The sequence below is a fragment of the Ramlibacter sp. MAHUQ-53 genome, from assembly GCF_052600055.1.
This window is the reverse complement of record NZ_JBQWTS010000003.1, coordinates 32,464-52,918: the sequence shown is the minus strand read 5'-3', so window position 1 is coordinate 52,918 and position 20,455 is coordinate 32,464. Positions and strand designations below refer to the sequence as shown.

Here is a 20,455-nt window from a genome sequence, read left to right as displayed (position 1 = left end):
AATGGAATTGCCGCGGACCCGAAAGTTCGGCAAAGCCCGCAATTTTAACCTTGGGGAAAAACCTTAGCGGCCGCGGCCGCGACGATTGCCGCCACCACCGCCCTGGCCGCCGCCGCGCGGGCCGCCGGGGCCCTGCTGGCGCTGGCGGGTGAAGCTGTCGGCGCCGATGTAGCCGAAGGAGGTCTTCATCGGGTCGGGCTGGCCGCCGCCGGACTTGCCGCCACCGGCGCCGGCACCGCCGCCCCCCGCCTTGCCGCGGCGCTGCTGCCCGCCGCCGTCGCGCGGCATGCCGCCGGGCTGGCCGCCCCGGTTGCGGCCCTGGGGACCGCCGCGGCGGTCCGGCGGCGGGCGCTTGCCGCGGCGCGCGGCGTCGCCGCCCTCGCCCCGGGCCGGCGCCTCGGCGCCCGCGGCCTTCATCAGCTCGCGGATGTCACGCTCGTCCAGCTCCATCCAGGCGCCGCGCTTGAGGCCGCGCGGCAGCACCATGGCGCCGTAGCGGATGCGGATCAGGCGGCTGACCGCATGGCCCACGGTCTCGAACAGGCGGCGCACCTCGCGGTTGCGGCCCTCGGAGATGGTGACGCGGTACCAGGCGTTGGCGCCCTCCCCGCCCCCGTCCTCGATGGAGCCGAAGGCGGCCGGGCCGTCGTCCAGCTGGACGCCGTCGAGCAGCTTCTGCTTCTCCTCGTTGCTCAGGGCGCCCAGCACGCGCACGGCGTACTCGCGCTCGAGGCCGAAGCGCGGGTGCATCAGCTTGTTGGCCAGCTCGCCCGAGCTGGTGAACAGCAGCAGGCCCTCGGTGTTCAGGTCGAGGCGGCCGACCGACTGCCACTTGCCCTGCTGCAGACGCGGCAGCTTGCGGAACACGGTCGGGCGATTCTGCGGGTCGTCATGGGTGACGACCTCGCCCACCGGCTTGTGGTAGGCGATCACTCGGGCCGGCGGCGGCGCGATGCGCACGCGGATCGGCTTGCCGTTGACCTTGATCTGGTCGCCCCACTGGATGCGCTGGCCGATGTGGGCGGGCTCGTTGTTCACCGAGATCCGGCCCTCCATGATCAGCTGCTCCATCTCCAGGCGCGAGCCCAGGCCGGCCTGGGCCAGCACCTTGTGCAGCTTGGGGGAGTCGGCCTGGGGGGCGAGCACGCGCTTGGCGGGGCCGGCGTCGTCGGCCGCCGCGTCCTGGGCGTCGAACTCACCGGACACCACGTCCTCGAAACGCACGGCCTCGGCCGGCTGGCCGGGCGCGGCGCCCGCAGGCTGGGCCGGCGCGGCTTCGGCGGCGGGCGTGGAGTCGGCCTCGGGCAGGTCGGGCGTGGAGCCCTCGTCGGGCAGGGTATCGGTCATGGTGTTCCAGGTTCGGTCGCGGGCGCGGAAGGCTCCGCGTCGGGCACGGGCCCGGCGGCCCGCGCAGTCTCAGGGTTATCGGGGGTGTCGGGCGCGGCCTCGTCGCCGTCGGCATCGACCAGCGCGAGCTGCGCGCCGGCCTGCGCCGGGTCGGCACCGGAGCCGGCGGCCTGGGGCTCGGGCGCCTGGGCGGCTTCGACGGTCCCGGCGGGCGCGACGGCCTCGGGCCCGCCCTCCGCGGACAGCCCCAGGTCGCCCTGCGCGGGCGGCTCGTCGCCGGCCAGCTGCGCCATCAGCTGGGCCTGGTGGGAGGGGCTCTCCAGCTCGGGCAGCTGGTCCAGCGAGGACAGGCCCAAATCGTCCAGGAACTGGCGGGTGGTGGCATACAGCGAGGGGCGGCCCGGGGCCTCCCGGTGGCCGATGACCTCCACCCAGCCGCGGTCCTCCAGCTGCTTGAGGATCAGGGAGTTGATGGTCACGCCCCGGATGTCCTCCATGTCCCCGCGCGTCACCGGCTGGCGGTAGGCGATGATGGCCAGCGTCTCCAGCGCGGCGCGGGTGTACTTGGGCGGCTTCTCGGGGTGCAGGCGGTCGAGGTACTCGCGCATCTCGGGACGGCTCTGGAAGCGCCAGCCGCTGGCCACGCTGACCAGCTCCACGCCGCGCGGCGTCCATTCGTCCTGCAGGTCCTGCAACAGGGCCTTGACCGTGTCGGCGCCGAGCTCGTCGTCGAACAGGGTACGCATCTCGCGCAGCGTCAGCGGCTGGTGCGAGCAGATCAGGGCCGTTTCCAGGACGCGCTTGGCATCCGAGGTGTTCATGTTCGCGTCACGAAGGAAGGTGCCGCGGGGCGCGGCGGGCCGAGGAGCGAGGGCCTCGGGCATCCGGGTGGCGGGAGGGCTGCCCGCGGGGCGTCGGCCGCCTGGGATCGGGGCCGCTCAGGCGCCTTGCGGGTCAGGGCGAAAGCGCCGGGGCATTGTAACGCAGCCCCCAGGCGGCGAGGCCCGCCGCGAGGTCCGCCGGCAACGGGGCGTGGAAGGCCAGCGGCTGGCCCGTCGCCGGGTGGGTGAAGGCCAGCCGGAAGGCGTGGAGAGCCTGCCGCGCCAGGCCCGCGGCGGGCGCACCGCCGTACAGCGTGTCGGCCACCAGCGGGTGCCCGATGTGGGCCATGTGGACGCGGATCTGGTGGGTGCGGCCGGTGCGCAGGCTGGCACGCACCAGGCAGCCCGTATCCGCATTGCCCAGGAGCTCGAACAGGGTCTGGGCCGGCTTGCCGGCGTCGCGCGCCAGGTCGACCACCGCCATGCGCAGCCGGTTGGCCGGGTCGCGGCCGATCGGCGCGTCGACCTCGCGCGCCTGCGGCCCCGACCAGGGCCGGTGGGCCAGCGCCAGGTACTGGCGCGACACCTCGCGCGCGGCGATCAGCCGCACCAGCGCCTCCATCGTCGCCCGGTCGCGGGCCACCACCATCAGGCCGCTGGTGTCCTTGTCGAGCCGGTGCACGATGCCGGCGCGCGGCAGCTGCGCGGCGCGCGGGTCGCGCGCCAGCAGGCCGTTGAGGAGGGTGCCGCGCCAGTTGCCGGGCGCAGGGTGCACCACCAGGCCGGCGGGCTTGTTCACCACGAGCAGGTGGGCGTCCTCGTGCACCACGTCCAGGTCCATGGCCTCGGGCACGAAGGCCTGGCTTTGCGGCGTGGGGCGCAGTTCCACCTCGCCCAGGTCGCCGGCCCGCACCTTCTGCGCGCTGCGTGTGACCGGCCGGCCGGCGATGCGCACCGCGCCGTCCTCCACGAGCTGCTGCAGGTAGCTGCGCGAGAACTCCGGCACCAGCGCGGCGAGCGCGCGGTCCAGGCGCTGGCCGTGCCATTCGGGGGCGATGCGAAAGGGCCGGATCTCGCTGTCCGCGCCCGCGTCCGGGGCCTCGCCGGAGGCCGTTTCCTCCCCGGTGTCGAGGGGGTCGGTCGATATAATCAAAGTGCCCTTTTTCTTGAAAGCCTGCGCGATGCTGCGTGCGAAATTATCGGCGGTCCCCGCCCTGTTGCTGGCCGCCGGCCTCACGTTGCTGGCCGGGTGCGCGTCCACCTCGGACGACAAGACCGCCAACTGGAGCCCGAACCGCATCTACGCCGAGGCCAAGGACGAGATGGCGGCCAACGCCTACGAGAAGGCGATCCAGCTGTACGAAAAGCTCGAGGGCCGCGCCGCCGGCACGCCGCTGGCGCAGCAGGCCCAGGTGGAAAAGGCCTACGCGCAGTGGCGCGCCGGCGACGCGGCCGAGGCCATCGCCACGCTGGACCGGTTCATGCGCCTGCACCCCGCCAGCCCCGGCGTGGATTACGCGCTGTACCTCAAGGGCCTGGTGAACTTCAACGACAACCTCGGCCTGTTCTCCTGGATCGCGCGCCAGGACCTGTCCGAGCGTGACCAGAAGGCCGCCAAGGAATCCTTCGAGGCCTTCAAGGACCTGGTGACGCGCTTTCCCCAGTCCAAGTACGCACCCGACGCCCAGGCCCGCCTCGTCTACATCGTGAACTCGCTGGCGCAGTACGAGGTGCATGTCGCCCGCTACTACTACAGCCGCGGCGCCTACGTGGCCGCCATCAGCCGGGCCCAGGCCGCCGTCTCCGAGTACCAGAACGTGCCCGCCGTCGAGGAGGCCCTGGCCCTGCTGGTCAAGTCCTACGAGGCCCTGAAGCTGACCCAGCTGGCCGACGACACCCGCCGCGTGCTCGCCGCCAGCTTCCCGGCCAGCGTCCACCTCGGCGGCCCGGGCGCCGTCACGGCGCCCAAGGATCCGTGGTGGAAGCTCTGGTGAGCGCCAGCGCGTCGAGCGCCGCCGCGTAATCCTCCGGCGTCGACAGGCGCCGCATCGGCGGCAGCGCCGCCAGCAGCCGCCGGCCATACCCCATCGAGACCAGGCGGCTGTCGCACAGCACCAGCAGGCCGCGGTCGGACTCGCGGCGGATCAGCCGCCCCGCCCCCTGCTTGAGCGCCACCGCCGCCTCGGGCACGTAGTAGGCGTTGAAGGCGTTGCGGCCTGTGGCCTCGAGCCGCTGGGAGCGCGCCTCCACCAGCGGGTCGCCGGGCGGCGGGAACGGCAGCTTGTCGATCAGCACCAGCTCCAGCGCGTCACCGGGGATGTCCACCCCCTCCCAGAACGAGGCCGACGCCACCAGCACGCACCCGGGACGGCCCTGCGTCGCCCCCTCGCGGAACCGCTCGATCAGCCGCCGCTTGGGCCACTGGCCCTGCACCAGCACCTCCAGCTCGCCATCCAGCCGCACCTGCAGCGCGTCGCCGATGGCGCGCAGCGCCCGCAGCGTGGTGGTGAGGACCATGGTGCGCCCGCCCAGGCGGCGTGCGCCCTCCATCGCCAGCGCCGCCACCCGCCCCGGGTGCGCCGGGTCGGCGGGCTTGGGAAAGGGCGAGGGCACGTACAGCGCGGCCTGCCGGGCGTAGTCGAACGGGCTGTCCACCCGCAGCACCTGGGCGTCATGCAGGCCGCAGGGTTCGGTGAACCAGGACAGGCGCGCGTCGTCGCCCAGCGTGGCGGAGGTGAAGACCCAGGCGCGGGAAGTCGCCATCGCACCGCCCTCCTCGTCCACCTTCAGCAGGCGGGTGCGCACCGCCTGCGCGATGTCGAGCGGCGACTCCACCAGCCGCAGCTGCAGGCCGGCGTCGGCCCAGCGCACGGCCTCGTGCGCACAGGGCGCGGCGAAGCGCTCGGCGCGCTGCGCCAGCGAGGCCGAGCGCTCGTGCAGCCGGACGAAGTCGGGGGCGAGCTCGGTGACGGTGTCGAGGGCATCCATGGCCTGGTGGCAGGCCTCGGCCAGGGTCTCGAGGGCCCGCGGCCAGGCGAGCGGGTCGGCGGTGTCGGGGTGCTCGCCGTTCCATGCCAGGCGCAGGGCCGGCCCCGAGGGGGCCACCGCCTGGCGCAGGTCGCGCGCGGCGCGGTCCAGGCGGGCCGCCACCTGCTGCCAGTCGACCAGGCCGCGCGCGAGCTGCAGGCCGGTGGCCAGGAGGTCGCGGCACAGGTCCAGCACCTGCCCGGTCGACAGCTGCGTGCCGAGGAACTGGACGCCAGTCTCATTGAGCTGGTGCGCCTCGTCGAACACCGCCACCCGCACCGTGGGCAGGAGTTCGGCCATGCCCGACTCGCGCACCGACAGGTCGGCGAAGAACAGGTGGTGGTTGATCACGACCACGTCCGCGGCCAGGGCCTCGCGCCGCGCGGCGTTGACGTGGCAGGCGTTGAACTTCGGGCACTGCGCGCCCAGGCAGTTCTCGCGGGTGGAGGTGACCAGGGGAATGACCGCGGAGCGTTCGTCCAGCCCGGGCAGCTCGGCGAGGTCGCCGGTGCGGGTGACCTGCGACCACTCCTCGATCTTGGCCAGGGTCCGCACCGCGGTGCGGTCGGGGAGCATGGCGTCCTCGCGCGCAGCCTGCATGCGGTGCAGGCACAGGTAGCTGGCCCGCCCCTTGAGAAGCGCGGTGCGCACCGGCAGGCCCAGCGCCTCGACCAGGCGCGGCAGGTCGCGCCCATACAGCTGGTCCTGCAGGGTCTTGGTGGCGGTGGACAGCAGCACCCGCTCGCCCGAGAGCAGCGCGGGCACGAGGTAGGAGAAGGTCTTGCCGACGCCGGTGCCGGCCTCGACCACCAGCACCCCGCCGTGCTCGATGGTGCGGGCGACGGCCAGGGCCATCTCGGTCTGGCCCGGCCGGGGCAGGAAATGGTCCGCCGCGCGCGAGAGCGCGCCGCCGGCGGTGAAGGCCTCCAGGACGGCCTGCTCGAGACTCATCGGGGTGCGGCGCCCCTGCGGGCGGTCATGCCGGCTCTTTGGGATCGAGCTGGAGTTCGAGGACCGCGATCTGGTCCCGCAGGGCCAGCCGGCGCTTCTTCAGGCGCCGGAGCATCAGTTCGTCGGTCGGGACCTGCAGGCAGGCGCGGTCGATCAGGGCATCCAGGTCGGCGTGCTCCATCCGCAGCTCGATCAGGTGTCGCTCAGGGGAATGCAGGTTGGTATCCAAGGCGCTTGATAATACCGTGAGGGCAGGAATAATCCCTGCCATTCCATGCCCCAAGGACTCAGACTCACCGCGGCCACCGGCCTGCACAAGGGCGACCGGGACTACCAGCAGGACCAGCTCGCCCTCCTGACCCACCCGCGCACGCCGGGATGCCTGCTGGCGGTCGTGGCCGACGGCATGGGCGGCCGCAGCGGCGGGCGCAAGGCTTCCGACCAGGTCATGCTCACGGCGCGGCAGCTGTTCGAGCGCTTCACCCCCACGCACGACGAGCCGGCCGACCTGATGCGCCAGCTGGTGCGCGAATCGCACATGGTGATCCGGCTGACCGCGATCTCCGCCGAGCAGGAGCCGCACAGCACCATCGCCGCCTTCCTGGTCATGCCGGATCGCAGCTGCCACTGGGTCCACGCCGGCGACTCGCGCGTCTACCACTTCCGCGGCCGCAGCCTCCAGGCGCGCACGCGGGACCACTCCTGGGTGCAGGCGCTGGTGGACCGCGGCGAGCTCTCCGAGGAGGAGGCGCTGAACCATCCGCAGTCGAACATCCTGGTGAGCTGCCTCGGCTCGCCGGAGGACCCGCCGGCCGACCTGCACCGCATCGAGGAGCTCGTTCCCGGCGACACGCTGCTGGCCTGCAGCGACGGCCTGTGGCACTACTTCAGCACCCAGGAGCTGGCCGCGGCACTGGACTCCCTGCCGCCGCGCGAGGCGGCGCATTTCCTGGTGGACAAGGCCCGCGCCCGGGCGGGCGGCACCGGCGACAACCTGTCGCTGGTGATCGTGAAGGTCGGGCGGATCGAGGACTGAGCCGCCCGCGGCACCGCCTCAGGGCGGCACGGGCAGCGGCCGCGCCGCCTCCCGCTTGCGCTCGGCCTGCCGCCGCTGCACCGCCTCCTTGTGCTCGCGGGCGCTGTCCACGCGGGCCGCCCGGGCACGGGCGTTTTCCGCCTCCTGCTGCGGGGTGAAGCGGGGACCGGAGGCCGGCGCGGCGGGCGGCCGCGGCGCGCCGCCCGGGGTGGGGCCTGCCGCCTTGGCCGCGGCGCGCTCCTCGCGCTCGCGCTGCTCGGAGGCGACGCGCGCGCGGCGCTGCGCCTGCTCCTGCTGCGCCTCGGCCTGGCGCTGCTCGACGTCAGCGCGCTGCTGCGCGCCGCGCCGCTGGCGCTCGGCGTCGTCGAGGGCAACTTCCTGGCGGCGCAGGTCGGCCAGCGGGCCGCGCCAGCGCCGGCGGACGTCCTCGAGGCAGTCGGTGACGGCGAAGCGCGTGCGGCAGGCGGCCTCCTCCGAGGCCCGCTGGGCCTCGATGCGCCGGCGCTCGGCCTGGATGCGGGACTTCTCCGAAGCGGGGTCCTGCGCGAGCGCGCCGGCACCCAGCGCCAGCAGCACGATCGCGAGGACGGACTTCATGTGAGCCGCGTGTCGACCACCCGGCGCTCCTCCGCGAGGAACTCGGCGGACTGCATCTCGTTGAGGCGCGAGACCGTGCGCGGGAATTCATGCGACAGGGGCCCTTCGGTGTACAGCTGCTCGGGCGGCACGGCGGCCGACATCACCAGCTTGACCCGGCGGTCGTACAGCACGTCCACCAGCCAGGTGAAGCGGCGGGCCTCGGAGGCCATGTTCACCGGCATGTGCGGCACGTCCGACAGCATCACGGTGTGGAACTGGCTGGCGATCTCCAGGTAGTCGTTCATGGACCGCGGTCCGCCGCACAGCGCCCTGAAGTTGAACCACACCACCCCGCCGGCCTTGCGGCGGGCCTGGATCTCGCGCTTCTCGATGTGCAGCACCGGGTCCTCGTCGTGGCTCTCGGCCAGCTCGGTGAACGCGGCATCCATCTCGGCGTCGGCCTGCGGGCCCAGCGGCGTGTGGTACAGCTTCACATGCTCGAGGGTGCGGCGGCGGTAGTCCGTGCCGTTGTCGACGTTGATGACCTCCAGCTTTTCGTTCAGGAGCTTGATGGCCGGCAGGATGCGGTCACGGTGCAGCCCGTTCGGGTACAGCTCGTCGGGCTTGAAGTTGGAGGTGGTGACCAGGCCCACGCCGTTGTCGAACAGCGAGTCCAGCAGCCGGTGCAGGATCATCGCGTCGGTGATGTCGGCGACGTGGAACTCGTCGAAGCAGATCAGGCGGTAGCGCTTCGAAATGCGCTCACCCAGCACCTGCAGCGGGTTGACGGTCCCCTGCATGTCGGCGAGCTCGCGATGGACCTCGCGCATGAACTCGTGGAAATGCAGGCGCGTCTTGCGGCGCAGCGGCACGGCATTGAAGAAGCAGTCCATCAGGAAGCTCTTGCCGCGGCCGACGCCGCCGTACATGTAGACGCCCCGCGGGATGGCGGGGCGGTTGATCAGCTTCTTCAGCGCGTTGGAGCGCTTCTCCTTGAAATGCGCCCATTCCAGGGCGCACCGCTCCAGGGCGTCCACCGCCCTCAGCTGCGCGGGGTCAGCGGTGTAACCCCGCGCCGCGAGTTCGGCCTCGTAGGCCGCGCGGACGCCGGACGCCTTGGGGACTGCGGACACCGGCTTCTTAGAAGTTCAGCGTGCGCTTGTCGACGGCCAAGGCGGCTTCCTTGGTCGCCTCGGACAGCGAGGGGTGCGCGTGGCAGATGCGGGCGATGTCCTCGCTGGAGGCGCGGAACTCCATCGCCACCACGGCCTCGGAGATCAGCTCGCTGGCCATGGGGCCGACGATGTGCACGCCCAGGATTTCATCGGTGGCGGCGTCGGCCAGGAACTTGACCATGCCGGTGGTGTCGCCCAGGGCGCGCGCACGGCCGTTCGCCAGGAACGGGAAGGTGCCGGCCTTGTACTTCACGCCATCGGCCTTGAGCTGCTGCTCGGTGCGGCCCACCCACGCGATCTCGGGGCTGGTGTAGATCACCCAGGGGATGGTGTTGAAGTTCACGTGGCCATGCTGGCCGGCGATGCGCTCGGCCACCGCCACGCCCTCTTCCTCCGCCTTGTGCGCCAGCATCGGGCCGCGCACCACGTCGCCCACCGCCCACACGCCGGGCAGGTTGGTCTTGCAGTCGGCATCGACCACGACGGCGCCGCGCTCGTCCAGCTGCAGGCCCACGCCCTCGGCGTTCAGGCCGATGGTGTTGGGCACGCGGCCGATGGAGACGATCAGCTTGTCGGCGTCGATCTTCTGGGCTTCGCCCTTGGCGTTGGTGTAGGCCACGGACACGCCCTTGGCGCCGTTCTTGATCTCGCCGACCTTCACGCCCAGCTCGATCTTCAGGCCCTGCTTGTCGAAGGCCTTCTTGGCTTCCTTGGCGATCTGCTCGTCGACCGCGCCCAGGAACGTGGGCAGGCCTTCCAGGATGGTGACGTCCGCACCCAGGCGGCGCCACACCGAGCCCATCTCCAGGCCGATCACGCCAGAGCCGATCAGGACCAGCTTCTTGGGCACGGCGCCCACGCGCAGCGCGCCGTCGTTGGACAGCACGTTCTTCTCGTCGAAGGGCACGCCGGGCAGCGCACGGGCGTTGGAGCCGGTGGCGATGATGACGTGCTTGGCGACCAGGGTCTCCTCGGTGGCGCCGGTGACCTTGATCTCGTTGGCGCCTTCGGCGGCTTTCACGAAGGAGCCGCGGCCGTGGAAGAAGGTGACCTTGTTCTTCTTGAACAGGTACAGGATGCCGTCGTTGTTCTGCTTCACGACCGCGTCCTTGCGGGCGATCATCTTCGCGACGTCCATCTTCACGTCCTTGACGGAGATGCCGTGGTCGGCGAAGTGCAGGTTGGCGTGCTCGAAGTGCTCGGACGATTGCAGCAGGGCCTTGGAGGGGATGCAGCCGACGTTGGTGCAGGTGCCGCCGGGGGCCGGGCCGCCCTTGTCGTTCTTCCACTCGTCGATACAGGCGACGTTGAAACCGAGTTGCGCGGCGCGGATCGCCGCGATGTAGCCGCCGGGGCCGCCGCCGATGACGACGACGTCGAATTGTTTGCTCATGGTGATTCTTCCTGGATGCCTCAAAAGGGACGCGGCCCTGAAGGCCGCGTCCACTGGCGTATGCCTTAGATGTCGAACAGGAGGCGGGCCGGGTCTTCCAGCGCCTCCTTCATGGCCACCAGGCCCAGCACGGCTTCGCGGCCGTCGATGATGCGGTGGTCATAGGACATGGCGAAGTAGTTCATCGGGCGAACCACGACCTGGCCGTTCTCGACCACGGCGCGGTCCTTGGTGGCGTGCACGCCCAGGATGGCCGACTGGGGCGGGTTGATGATGGGGGTGGACATCATCGAGCCGAAGGTGCCGCCGTTGGAAATGGAGAACGTGCCCCCGGTCATCTCCTCGATGCCCAGCTTGCCGTCCTTGGCCTTCTGGCCGAACTCGGCGATCTTCTTCTCGATGTCGGCGAAGGACATCTGGTCGGCGTTGCGCAGGATCGGCACCACCAGGCCGCGGGGCGAACCCACGGCGATGCCGATGTCGAAGTAGCCGTGGTAGACGATGTCGTTGCCGTCGACCGAGGCGTTCAGCACCGGGAACTTCTTCAGCGCGTGGACGGCGGCCTTCACGAAGAAGGACATGAAGCCCAGCTTGACGCCGTGTTCCTTCTCGAAACGCTCCTGCATGCGCTTGCGCATCTCCATGACCGGGGCCATGTTGATTTCGTTGAAGGTGGTCAGGATGGCGTTGGTGGCCTGGGACTGCAGCAGGCGCTCGGCGACGCGGGCGCGCAGGCGGGTCATGGGCACGCGCTGCTCGGGGCGGTTGCCCAGGTCCAGGACGGCCGGGGCAGCCACTTGGGGCAGCGAGGCCTTGGGAGCCACGGAGACCGGCACCGAGGCGGCGACCTTGGCGCCACCGGCCACGGCGGCCAGCACGTCGCCCTTGGTGACACGGCCGTCCTTGCCGGAACCTGCCACGGAGCCGGCGGCGAGGTTGTTGTCGGCCATCAGCTTGGCGGCGGCGGGCATGGCCACGCCGGCCATGGCGCCACCGGTCGCGGCAGGGGCCGCAGCGACAGGTGCGGCAGCGGCCGCGGCGGGGGCCGGGGCAGCGGCGGCGGGCGCAGCGGCGCCGGCCTTGCCTTCGGTGTCGATCTTGGCGATCAGCTGATCGGAGACCACGGTGCCGCCATCGGCGACGACGATCTCGCCGAGCACGCCGGCGGCGGGCGCCGGCACCTCGAGCACGACCTTGTCGGTCTCGATTTCGATCAGGATCTCGTCCTGGGCGACGGCCTCACCGGCCTTCTTCTTCCACTGCAGCAGGGTGGCTTCCGCGACCGATTCGGACAGTTGCGGGACTTTGACTTCAACGATAGCCATTTGAGTTCTATTCCTTGGATGTTCGTTCGGAGGCGGGTTACTTGGTCAGCACGAAGCCCTTGAGCTTGGCGAAGGCGGCGTCGACCAGCGCCTTCTGCTGCTCCTGGTGCAGGTGCGAGTAACCCACGGCGGGCGACGCGGAGGCGGCGCGGCCGGCATACCCCAGCTTCTGGCCGTCCAGCATGTTCTCGTGGATGTTGTGCTGGATGAAGAACCAGGCGCCCTGGTTCTGCGGCTCGTCCTGGCACCACACGATGTCGGTGGCGTTCGGGTACTTCTTCAGCTCCGCGGCGAAGGCCTTGTGCGGGAACGGATAGAGCTGCTCGATGCGGATGATGGCGACGTCGTCGGCGCCCTTCTCCTCACGCTTCTTGACCAGGTCGTAGTAGACCTTGCCCGAGCAGGCGATGACGCGCTTGACCTTGTCGGCCTTGAGCTCCTTGTTCTCGGGGATGACGGTCTGGAACGAGCCCTTGGTGAACTCGGACAGCGGCGAGGTCGCGTCCTTGTTACGCAGCAGGGACTTGGGCGTCATGATGATCAGCGGCTTGCGCAGGTCACGCAGCATCTGGCGACGCAGGACGTGGAAGATCTGGCTGGCCGTGGTCGGCTGGACGATGCCCATGTTGGTGTCGGCGGCCAGCTGCATGAAGCGCTCCAGGCGGGCCGAGCTGTGCTCGGGGCCCTGGCCTTCGTAGCCGTGCGGCAGCATCAGGGTCAGACCGTTGACGCGGCCCCACTTCACTTCGCCGGAGGCGATGAACTGGTCGATCACCACCTGGGCGCCGTTGGCGAAGTCGCCGAACTGGGCTTCCCAGATCACCAGGGTGTTGGGGTCGTTGGAGGCGTAGCCGTACTCGAAGCCCAGCACCGCCTCTTCGGACAGGATGGAGTCGATGACCACGAACGGGGCCTGGTTCTCGGCCACGTTCTCCAGCGCCACGTAGGTGCCCACGTCCCACTTCTCGCGGTTCTGGTCGTGGATCACGGCATGGCGGTGCGTGAAGGTGCCGCGGCCGCAGTCCTCGCCGGACAGGCGCACGCCGTAGCCGGAGGCGACCAGCGAAGCGAAGGCCATGTGCTCGCCCATGCCCCAGTCCACGTTGACCTCGCCGCGGCCCATGGCGGCGCGGTCGTCATAGACCTTCTTCACCAGGGTGTGCGGGGTGACGGTGGACGGGATGGTCGTGATCTTCTCGGCCAGGCGCTTCCACTCGGTCAGCGGGATCGAGGTGTCGCAGGCGTCGGTCCACTTCTTGTTCAGGTACGGCGACCAGTCGACGGCGTACTTGCTCTTGAAGTTGGTCAGCACCGGGTCGACCGTGTGCTTGCCGGCGTCCATGGCGGCGCGGTAGGTCTTGACCATGGCGTCCGGGCCGTCGGCGGGCAGCACGCCCTGGGTGACCAGGCGGTCGCCGTACAGCTTGCGGGTGCCGGGGTGGGCCGAGATCTTCTTGTACATCAGCGGCTGGGTCAGGCTCGGGGTGTCCTGCTCGTTGTGGCCCAGCTTGCGGAAGCAGATGATGTCGACCACCACGTCCTTGGCGAACTCCATGCGGTACTCGAGGGCCAGCTGGGTGGCCAGCACCACGGCTTCGGGATCGTCGCCGTTGACGTGCAGCACCGGGGACTCGACGCCCTTGACGATGTCGGTGCAGTACAGGGTGGAGCGCAGGTCGCGCGGATCGGAGGTGGTGAAGCCGATCTGGTTGTTGATGATGATGTGGACCGTGCCGCCGGTGGTGTAGCCGCGGGTCTGGGCCAGCGCCAGGGTTTCCTGGTTCACGCCCTGGCCGGCGAAGGCCGCGTCACCGTGCACCAGCACAGGCAGCACCTGCTTGCCCTGGGCATCGCCGCGGCGGTCCATGCGGGCGCGCACGCTGCCCTCGACCACCGGGTTCACGATCTCCAGGTGCGAGGGGTTGAAGGCCAGGCTCAGGTGGACCGGGCCGCCACGGGTGGAGACGTCGGAGCTGAAGCCCTGGTGGTACTTCACGTCACCGGCGGGCAGGTCCTCGGGGGCGGTGTGGTCGAACTCGGCGAACAGGTCGCCGGGCATCTTGCCCAGGGTGTTCACCAGCACGTTCAGGCGGCCGCGGTGGGCCATGCCGATGACGATTTCCTGCACGCCCTTCTCGCCGGCGGACTGGATCAGTTCGTCCATCGCGGCGATGAAGCTCTCGCCGCCCTCGAGCGAGAAGCGCTTCTGGCCGACGTACTTGGTGTGGAGGTAGCGCTCCAGGCCCTCGGCGGCCGTCAGGCGCTCCAGGATGGCCTTCTTGCGCTCGGCGCTGAAGGACGGCTTGCTGCGGATCGCCTCCAGCTTCTGCTGCCACCAGCGCTTCTGCGTCTGGTCGGTGATGAACATGTACTCGGCGCCGACGGTTCCGCAGTAGGTCTCGCGCAGCGCGTTCAGCAGCTCGCGCAGGGACATCTTGTCCTTGCCGAAGAAGGTGTTGCTGGTGTCGAACACCACTTCCTGGTCGGCATCCTTGAGGCCGTAGAACGACGGCTCGAGCTCGGGAATGGCGGGGCGCTCGGTGCGCTTGAGGGGGTCCAGGTCGGCCCAGCGCTGGCCCACGTTGCGGTAGGCGGCGATCAGCTGCTGCACCGCGGTGCGCTTGCGGCCCATCTCGGCGTCTTCGCTGGCCATCACCGTCTTGGTGCCACCGGCCTTGGCGCGCTCGGCGAAGGCGTTGATCACCGGCAGGTGGGGGACGTCCTTGGCATCGGAGCCGTCGACCGCGGGCACGTTCTGCAGCGCGTCGAAGTACTCGCGCCAGGTGTCGGGCACGCTGCCGGGATTGGCCAGGTAGTTTTCATACATCTCTTCGACATAGGGCGCGTTGCCCCCGAAGAGATAGGAGTTGCCGTTGTACGCGGCGTAGACGTTGTTCGTCTCACTCATGGTGCGCTACTTTCCGCTCCCCTTCAGGGAGCATTGAGCTGGTTAAGAAAACCTTCCGCGACACGGCTGAACCGGTTGGCGGATGCGACTGTGGCTGGAAGGAACCGAAGTTGCCGCGCGATTGTGCCATCGAACGCGGCCTTTGCGCGCAACTTCGGTTTGCCTTCGTGCGACACCAGTGCGGCATCCACCGCACGCGATTAGCACGAATGGCGTATCAGCCTGCCTGGACGAGGTCCTTGATCTGCTGCAGGGTGGACGGGTCCTCGATGGTGGTGAGGTCGCCCGGGTCGCGCCCCTCGCACACGGCCTGGATGGCGCGGCGCAGGAGCTTGCCGCTGCGGGTCTTGGGCAGCAGCGTCACGAAACGCACCCGCGCGGGGCGGGCCACCGCGCCGAGCTGGCCGTCGACGACCTTCATGATGTCGCCTTCCAGCTTCAGCTTCGCCGCGTCGTCCGGGAAGGCCGCGGGGTCACGCAGCACGGCGAAGGCCATGGCCACCTGGCCCTTGACCTGGTCGGCCACGCCCACCACCGCCACCTCGGCGACGGCCGAGTGGCTGGAGATGCTCTCCTCGATCTCGCGGGTGCCCAGGCGGTGTCCGGCGACGTTGATCACGTCGTCGGTGCGGCCCAGGATGAAGAAGTAGCCGTCCTCGTCGCGGATGCCCCAGTCGAAGGTGCTGTAAAGCATCTTGCCGGGGATGGATTCCCAGTAGGTCTTGACGAAGCGGGCGTCATCGCGCCAGATCGTCTGCATGAAGCCCGGGGGCGTGGGGGACTCGATCACCACCACACCCTTCTGGTTCGGCGCCTTCAGCTCCTCGCCGGTGGACTCGTCGACCACCTTGGCGCGCCAGCCGAACATGGGCACGCCGGGACTGCCGAACTTGGAGCGCTTCTTCTCCACGCCGTTGGCGATGGTGAGGATCGGCCAGCCGGTCTCGGTCTGCCAGTAGTTGTCGATGATGGGCACGCCCAGCGCGTCGTTGATCCAGCGGGCGGTGGGCTCGTCCAGCGGCTCGCCGGCAAGGAACAGCGCCTTGAGGCTGGACAGGTCGTATTTCTTCATGAAGCTCAGGTCGTGCTTCTTCAGCACCCGCACCGCGGTGGGCGCGCTGAACATCACGCTGACCTTGTACTTCTCGACCAGGCTCCACCAGATGCCGGCATCCGGGCGGATCGGCAGGCCCTCGTATAGGATGGTGGCCATGCCCGCGATCAGCGGGCCGTACACGATGTAGCTGTGGCCCACCACCCAGCCGATGTCGCTGGTGCAGAAGTAGGTGCCGCCGGCCTCGCCCATCATGATGTGCTTCATGCTGGAGGCCAGGGCCACGGCGTAGCCGCCGACGTCACGCTGCACGCCCTTGGGCTTGCCGGTCGTGCCGCTGGTGTACATGGTGTAGCTGATCTCGGTGGCATCGACCCAGGCGCAGGGCACAGCGGTACCGGCGCACTCGGCGGACAGCGCGGCCCAGGCCACGTCGCGGCCGGTGGTGGATTCGAACGGCGACAGGCCGCGGTCGACCATCAGCACCGACTCGGGCTTGTGGCTGGACAGGCGGATCGCCTCGTCGAGCAGCGGCTTGTAAGGCACGACCTTGCCGCCGCGCGAGCCGGCGTCGGCGCTGACGATGACCTTGGGCGAGGCGTCCTCGATGCGGGTGGCCAGCGAGACCGAGGCGAAGCCGCCGAACACCACCGAGTGGATGGCGCCGATGCGCGCGCACGCCAGCATGGCGAACACGGCCTCGGGGATCATGGGCATGTAGATCAGGACGCGGTCGCCCTGCCCCACCCCGAGCTTCTTCAGCATGGCCGCGGCCAGCTGCACCTTCTCGTGCAGCTGCGCGAAGCTGTAGGTTTCCTCGATGCCGGTCTCGGTGGAGACGTGGATCAGCGCGGGCTGGTCCGCGCGATCCGGGAGGTGACGGTCGACGGCGTTGTGGCACAGGTTGGTCTTGCCCCCCACGAACCAGCGCGTGAACGGCGCCTTGTCGTTGTCCAGGATCCGCTGCGGCGGGGTCTGCCAGTCGATCAGCTTGGCCTGCTCGGCCCAGAAGGCCTCAGGCTGCTCGACCGACTGCCGGTAGAACTCCTCGTACGTCATCTTCTCCGTCTCCTCACTCTGGAAGTTGAAATTCAGGTCATTTGATCCACCCGAGCACCTCCTTGAACAGCGGATGCTCGGCGGACCGCAGCCACTCGAAGGCCACCATCTCGGTGGTGACCAGCTCCGCGCCGGCACCAGCCAGGCGGTCGAAGGCGGCATCGCGATTGCGCTCGGTGCGCGAGGTGCAGGCGTCGGTGACGACCCAGACCTCGAGTTCTTCCTCGATCAGCTCGAGGGCCGTCTGCAGCAGGCAGACATGGGCCTCGCAGCCGGCCAGCACGATGGCCTCGCGCGTGGCGGCCGGCTCGGCCGGCTTGCGCAGGTGCTTGGGCAGGCTGCGCACGTTGCCGCCCTGCTGCGGCCGGGCCGGCGGGCGAAGGCGCGGCAGCGCGACGCCGGCGGCGCTGAAATCCATCTTGGTCAGGACCTGGCCGGCCAGCGGCCGCAGCTCGGGCACGGTGGGCCCCAGGCCCTGCGGGTTGTGTTCGGTGGCGAAGCACGGCACTTCGAGCGCCTGGGCGATCAGGGCGAGCCGGCGCGCATTGGCCAGCGCGCCCGCGGCGTCGTGCATCGCGGGCATGAGCTTCTGCTGGTAGTCGACCAGCAGCAATTGGGAGTCGTCGGGGTCTAGCAACATGCGGGCGATTATTTCAGCCGCCGCCGCTTTCCTCGAACTGACACGCTCGCGGCCCAGTGCGGCCGGGTTAAGGAAATTCCTTAAATTGACTCGGAAATATCCGGCTACGTTCGGGGCGTGCTCAGTGGTTCATCGCCCCAACAATAATCACAATGACCTACGCAAGCGCAAGGACGACCCGCCTGCTCTGTGTCGACGACAACGCCGACGACATCGAACTGCTCCAGCTCGCGCTGGAGCGGGCCGCGCCCGCGCGGGCCTGGCTGGTCCAGCGTGTCGAGGAAGCCGAGGCGTTCGCGGCCGCCCTCGAGCAGCCGGTCGACTTGGTCCTGTGCGACTACCACCTGCCCCGCTTTTCGCCGGTGGCCGCACTGAAGATGCTGCAGGCGCGCGACGATCCGCCCCCCCTGGTCGTGGTGACGCGGGCCATCGGCGAGCAGGCCGCCGTCGACCTGCTGCGCCAGGGCGCCCAGGACTACGTCACCAAGGACCGGCTGGCCACCCTGCCCCAGGTCATCGACCGGGTGCTGGAGGCCCGCGCCCGCGCCCGCGAGCAGGCCCGCCTCGCCGCCGAGCTCGCCACCGCCCATGCGCGCCTGCGCGAGATGTCGGCGCGCCTGGTGGCCGCCCAGGAGGACGAACGCGCCCGGCTGGCCCGCGAACTCCACGACAGCCTGGGCCAGGCCATGGCCGGGATGATGCTCCACCTGCACGCCGCGCGGCAGCTCAAGGATGCAGACAAGGCCAACGCCCACACCGACATCGCCCTCTCGATGGCCCAGGGCGTGGTCGACCAGCTCAAGACCCTGTCCTTCGCCCTGCGGCCGGCCCAGCTCAACCTGCTGGGCCTGGCCACCACCGTCGAGACGGCGGTGCAGGAACTGGCCGGACCGGCCGGCATCCCCTGGTCGGTCAGCACCCGGGGCGCGCAGGACGGCGACCTGGGCGACCGGGCCCCGCTGGCAGTACGCGTGGTGCGCGAGGCGGTGCGCCAGGCCGTGAGCGGGTCCGGCGCCCGCCAGCTGCGCGTGCGCCTGCGCTTCCTGCCGGGCCACCGGCTGGCGGTCGCCGTCAGCACCTGTGGCGGCCACGCGCCCGCCGCGGCGAGCGGAGAGCTACAGGCCCTGCAAGAGCGCTGCGAACTGGCGGGCGGCTCGCTGAGGATGCGCGGTTGCGACGGCAACGGTGCCACGGTGCGTGCAATGCTGTAGGCTAGAGCACCGGCACCGCTAAACCTTTTGCATGAAACACAAGGACCCACCTTCCACGATCCGGGTCGTGCTCGCTGACGACCACGACCTCGTGCGTTCGGGCATCAAGGCCCTGCTGGCCCTGATCGACGGCGTTGAAGTGATCGCCGAGGCCCATGACGGCCGCGAACTCGTCACCCTGGTCGAGGACCTCAAGCCCGACGTCGTCATGACGGACATTTCCATGCCCGGCATGGACGGCATCGCCGCCATCTCCGAGATCCACGGCAAGCACCCCGAGGTGCGCCTGCTGGTGCTGTCGATGTACGACACCGTCGACTTCGTCAAGCGCGCCGTCGCCAACGGCGCCTGCGGCTACCTCATGAAGGACGCGCCGCCCTTCGAGCTGGAACAGGCCCTGCGCAGCGTGATGGCCACCGGCAGCTACTTCAGCCCGGTCATCGCGCAGCGCCTGCTGCAGCCGTCCGAGCCCACGGTGGACGACGAACTCACCCACCGCCAGGTGGAGATCCTGCGCATGATCGCGCAGGGCAAGGCCTCCAAGGAGATCGCCTACGACCTGGGCCTGTCGCCCAAGACGGTCGATGTGCACCGCGCCCGCATCATGGAGCGGCTGCAGATCAACGACATCGCCAGCCTCACCCTCTACGCCGTGCGCAAGGGGCTGATCAAGCCCTGATCGCCGGCGCCCTCATCGCCCCGGAGCCACCCGCAGCAGGCGGCCCTGCGGGCTGTCCGTCAGCAGGTAGAGGAGGCCGTCCGGCCCCTGGCGCACGTCCCGGATGCGGTCGCCCGCGTCCATCCGCTCCTCCCGCAGCACCCGCGGCGGCTCGCCCGGGCCCGACACCTCCAGCCGCACCAGCAGCCGCGCCCTCAGGGCGCCGACGAACAGGCTGCCGCGCCAGGCCGGCCCGTAGCGGTCACTCGTGAGGAAGGCCATGCCGGACGGCGCCACCGACGGCGTCCAGTGGTGCAGGGGCGGCTCCATGCCCGGGGCCTGCGTCAGGCCGGCGCCGATCCTGCCGCCACCGTACTGCTCCCCGAAGGTGGCCACCGGCCAGCCGTAATTGCGCCCGGGCTGCGGCAGGTTGACCTCGTCGCCCCCCTGCGGGCCGTGCTCGTGGAGCCACAGCGCGCCGTCGGGCGCCAGCGTGGCGCCCTGCGGGTTGCGGTGTCCCAGGCTCCAGATTTCCGGCAGCGCCCCGGGCCGCTGCGCGAAGGGGTTGCCCGGCGCCGCGGCGCCATCGCGGGTGAGGCGCAGCACCTTGCCGAGGTGGTTGTCCAGGCGCTGGGCGTCCTGCATGCGGTGGAAACGCTCGCCCAGGGCGAGGAACAGGGTGCCGTCGCGGGCCGGCACGATGCGGCAGCCGAAATGCAGCTGGCTGGACACCTGCGGCTGCTGCCGGAAGATGACGCGGACCTCCTCGAGGCGCGTCAGGTCGGCCGCCAGCCGCGCCCGCGCCAGGGCCGTGGCGTTGCCACCGGCGCCGCCTTCCGCGAAGCAGAAGAACAGCTGGCGGGATCGGGCGAAGTCCGGGTCCAGGGCCAGGTCGAGCAACCCGCCCTGGCCGCGCGCGTCCACGGCCGGCACCCCGGCCAGGGGCGGGCCGAGGCGCCCGTCGGCCTCGATGACCCGAAGCCGCCCCGGCCGCTCGGTGACGAGGAACTGCCCGCCGGGCAGGAAGGCCACCGCCCAGGGGTGCTCCAGGCCCCGGGCCACGGTTTCCAGGGTCAGGGCGTGGACGGCGAGCGGCAGCCCCGACAGGCAGGCCAGCAGGCCGGCCACGAGCCGCGGCAGCAGGCGGCCGCGCGCATGCGGAATCAGGGAATGGGTCATGGGTGCATTGTGGCGACGGCACGGGCCGCACCGCCGGATCTCTGCGGGATTCCCCGTACGCTGTCAAAGATTGAATTGAATCAACAGGTTAC

Annotated in this window: 17 protein-coding genes; 4 read left to right on the top strand and 13 right to left on the bottom strand. The window is 70.4% G+C overall.

Annotated features, from left to right (window positions below; translation table 11 throughout):
- Positions 1-63: 63 nt before the first annotated feature.
- The 3 genes from rluB to ACT80S_RS06220 form a co-directional block, all read right to left on the bottom strand.
- Entirely contained in the window at positions 64-1,347 is a 1,284-nt protein-coding gene (rluB, locus tag ACT80S_RS06230) for a 23S rRNA pseudouridine(2605) synthase RluB (protein WP_377414010.1), read from the bottom strand.
- Entirely contained in the window at positions 1,344-2,168 is an 825-nt protein-coding gene (gene scpB, locus ACT80S_RS06225; RefSeq protein WP_377414008.1) for an SMC-Scp complex subunit ScpB, read from the bottom strand. Before scpB ends, rluB begins: the two co-directional genes overlap by 4 nt.
- A gap of 133 nt (positions 2,169-2,301) precedes the next feature.
- On the bottom strand, positions 2,302-3,321 hold the full coding sequence (locus ACT80S_RS06220) for an RluA family pseudouridine synthase (RefSeq protein WP_377414006.1): 1,020 nt from the start codon (positions 3,319-3,321) through the stop codon (positions 2,302-2,304).
- Positions 3,322-3,349: 28 nt separating this feature from the next.
- Here ACT80S_RS06220 and ACT80S_RS06215 point away from each other — a divergent pair, with 28 nt between their 5' ends.
- Positions 3,350-4,162, top strand: a complete 813-nt coding sequence (locus ACT80S_RS06215) for an outer membrane protein assembly factor BamD (RefSeq protein WP_377414004.1) — start codon at positions 3,350-3,352, stop codon at positions 4,160-4,162.
- Here ACT80S_RS06215 and ACT80S_RS06210 read toward each other — a convergent pair.
- On the bottom strand, positions 4,125-6,146 hold the full coding sequence (locus ACT80S_RS06210; RefSeq protein WP_377414002.1) for an ATP-dependent DNA helicase: 2,022 nt from the start codon (positions 6,144-6,146) through the stop codon (positions 4,125-4,127). The two genes, ACT80S_RS06215 and ACT80S_RS06210, sit on opposite strands and share 38 nt — an antisense overlap.
- A 25-nt stretch (positions 6,147-6,171) precedes the next feature.
- Positions 6,172-6,375: a YdcH family protein gene (locus ACT80S_RS06205; RefSeq protein WP_377414000.1), complete on the bottom strand. Its 204-nt coding sequence runs from the start codon at positions 6,373-6,375 to the stop codon at positions 6,172-6,174.
- Between the two features lie 45 nt (positions 6,376-6,420).
- Between ACT80S_RS06205 and ACT80S_RS06200 the strand changes: the two genes are divergently transcribed.
- Positions 6,421-7,182 (top strand): PP2C family protein-serine/threonine phosphatase, encoded by a 762-nt coding sequence (locus ACT80S_RS06200; RefSeq protein WP_377413997.1) that lies wholly within the window; start codon positions 6,421-6,423, stop codon positions 7,180-7,182.
- An 18-nt stretch (positions 7,183-7,200) separates the two neighbouring features.
- Here the strand turns inward: ACT80S_RS06200 and ACT80S_RS06195 are convergent, their stop codons facing one another.
- The 7 genes from ACT80S_RS06195 to ACT80S_RS06165 form a co-directional block, all read right to left on the bottom strand.
- On the bottom strand, positions 7,201-7,779 hold the full coding sequence (locus ACT80S_RS06195) for a hypothetical protein (RefSeq protein ID WP_377413994.1): 579 nt from the start codon (positions 7,777-7,779) through the stop codon (positions 7,201-7,203).
- Positions 7,776-8,894, bottom strand: coding sequence for a cell division protein ZapE (gene zapE, locus ACT80S_RS06190; RefSeq protein WP_377413991.1), 1,119 nt, complete (start codon positions 8,892-8,894; stop codon positions 7,776-7,778). Before zapE ends, ACT80S_RS06195 begins: the two co-directional genes overlap by 4 nt.
- Positions 8,895-8,901: 7 nt before the next feature.
- On the bottom strand, positions 8,902-10,329 hold the full coding sequence (gene lpdA / locus ACT80S_RS06185; protein ID WP_377413988.1) for a dihydrolipoyl dehydrogenase: 1,428 nt from the start codon (positions 10,327-10,329) through the stop codon (positions 8,902-8,904).
- Between the two features lie 65 nt (positions 10,330-10,394).
- Positions 10,395-11,654 (bottom strand): 2-oxoglutarate dehydrogenase complex dihydrolipoyllysine-residue succinyltransferase, encoded by a 1,260-nt coding sequence (gene odhB / locus ACT80S_RS06180; protein ID WP_377413985.1) that lies wholly within the window; start codon positions 11,652-11,654, stop codon positions 10,395-10,397.
- Positions 11,655-11,691: 37 nt separating this feature from the next.
- Positions 11,692-14,562 (bottom strand): 2-oxoglutarate dehydrogenase E1 component, encoded by a 2,871-nt coding sequence (locus tag ACT80S_RS06175; protein ID WP_377413982.1) that lies wholly within the window; start codon positions 14,560-14,562, stop codon positions 11,692-11,694.
- A 217-nt stretch (positions 14,563-14,779) separates the two neighbouring features.
- The gene (locus tag ACT80S_RS06170; protein ID WP_377414543.1) at positions 14,780-16,813 is read right to left on the bottom strand and encodes a propionate--CoA ligase; all 2,034 of its coding nucleotides are present in this window, start codon (positions 16,811-16,813) and stop codon (positions 14,780-14,782) included.
- Positions 16,713-17,315, bottom strand: coding sequence for an isochorismatase family protein (locus tag ACT80S_RS06165; RefSeq protein WP_377413979.1), 603 nt, complete (start codon positions 17,313-17,315; stop codon positions 16,713-16,715). Before ACT80S_RS06165 ends, ACT80S_RS06170 begins: the two co-directional genes overlap by 101 nt.
- A gap of 152 nt (positions 17,316-17,467) precedes the next feature.
- Between ACT80S_RS06165 and ACT80S_RS06160 the strand changes: the two genes are divergently transcribed.
- A complete protein-coding gene (locus tag ACT80S_RS06160) occupies positions 17,468-18,526 on the top strand; it encodes a hybrid sensor histidine kinase/response regulator (protein WP_377413976.1) in 1,059 nt (352 codons plus the stop codon).
- Positions 18,527-18,557: 31 nt separating this feature from the next.
- The gene (locus tag ACT80S_RS06155) at positions 18,558-19,205 is read left to right on the top strand and encodes a response regulator (RefSeq protein WP_377413973.1); all 648 of its coding nucleotides are present in this window, start codon (positions 18,558-18,560) and stop codon (positions 19,203-19,205) included.
- Between the two features lie 12 nt (positions 19,206-19,217).
- Here the strand turns inward: ACT80S_RS06155 and ACT80S_RS06150 are convergent, their stop codons facing one another.
- Positions 19,218-20,363: a PQQ-dependent sugar dehydrogenase gene (locus ACT80S_RS06150; protein WP_377413971.1), complete on the bottom strand. Its 1,146-nt coding sequence runs from the start codon at positions 20,361-20,363 to the stop codon at positions 19,218-19,220.
- Positions 20,364-20,455 lie beyond the last annotated feature (92 nt).

Bases quoted from the DNA above. Each gene is read 5' to 3' on its own strand.
- rluB (WP_377414010.1), bottom strand. From the start codon at position 1,347: ATGACCGATACCCTGCCCGACGAGGGCTCCACGCCCGACCTGCCCGAG.
- scpB (WP_377414008.1), bottom strand. From the start codon at position 2,168: ATGAACACCTCGGATGCCAAGCGCGTCCTGGAAACGGCCCTGATCTGC.
- ACT80S_RS06215 (WP_377414004.1), top strand. From the start codon at position 3,350: ATGCTGCGTGCGAAATTATCGGCGGTCCCCGCCCTGTTGCTGGCCGCC.
- ACT80S_RS06210 (WP_377414002.1), bottom strand. From the start codon at position 6,146: ATGAGTCTCGAGCAGGCCGTCCTGGAGGCCTTCACCGCCGGCGGCGCG.
- ACT80S_RS06200 (WP_377413997.1), top strand. From the start codon at position 6,421: ATGCCCCAAGGACTCAGACTCACCGCGGCCACCGGCCTGCACAAGGGC.
- ACT80S_RS06195 (WP_377413994.1), bottom strand. From the start codon at position 7,779: ATGAAGTCCGTCCTCGCGATCGTGCTGCTGGCGCTGGGTGCCGGCGCG.
- lpdA (WP_377413988.1), bottom strand. From the start codon at position 10,329: ATGAGCAAACAATTCGACGTCGTCGTCATCGGCGGCGGCCCCGGCGGC.
- odhB (WP_377413985.1), bottom strand. From the start codon at position 11,654: ATGGCTATCGTTGAAGTCAAAGTCCCGCAACTGTCCGAATCGGTCGCG.
- ACT80S_RS06175 (WP_377413982.1), bottom strand. From the start codon at position 14,562: ATGAGTGAGACGAACAACGTCTACGCCGCGTACAACGGCAACTCCTAT.
- ACT80S_RS06165 (WP_377413979.1), bottom strand. From the start codon at position 17,315: ATGTTGCTAGACCCCGACGACTCCCAATTGCTGCTGGTCGACTACCAG.
- ACT80S_RS06160 (WP_377413976.1), top strand. From the start codon at position 17,468: ATGACCTACGCAAGCGCAAGGACGACCCGCCTGCTCTGTGTCGACGAC.
- ACT80S_RS06155 (WP_377413973.1), top strand. From the start codon at position 18,558: ATGAAACACAAGGACCCACCTTCCACGATCCGGGTCGTGCTCGCTGAC.
- ACT80S_RS06150 (WP_377413971.1), bottom strand. From the start codon at position 20,363: ATGACCCATTCCCTGATTCCGCATGCGCGCGGCCGCCTGCTGCCGCGG.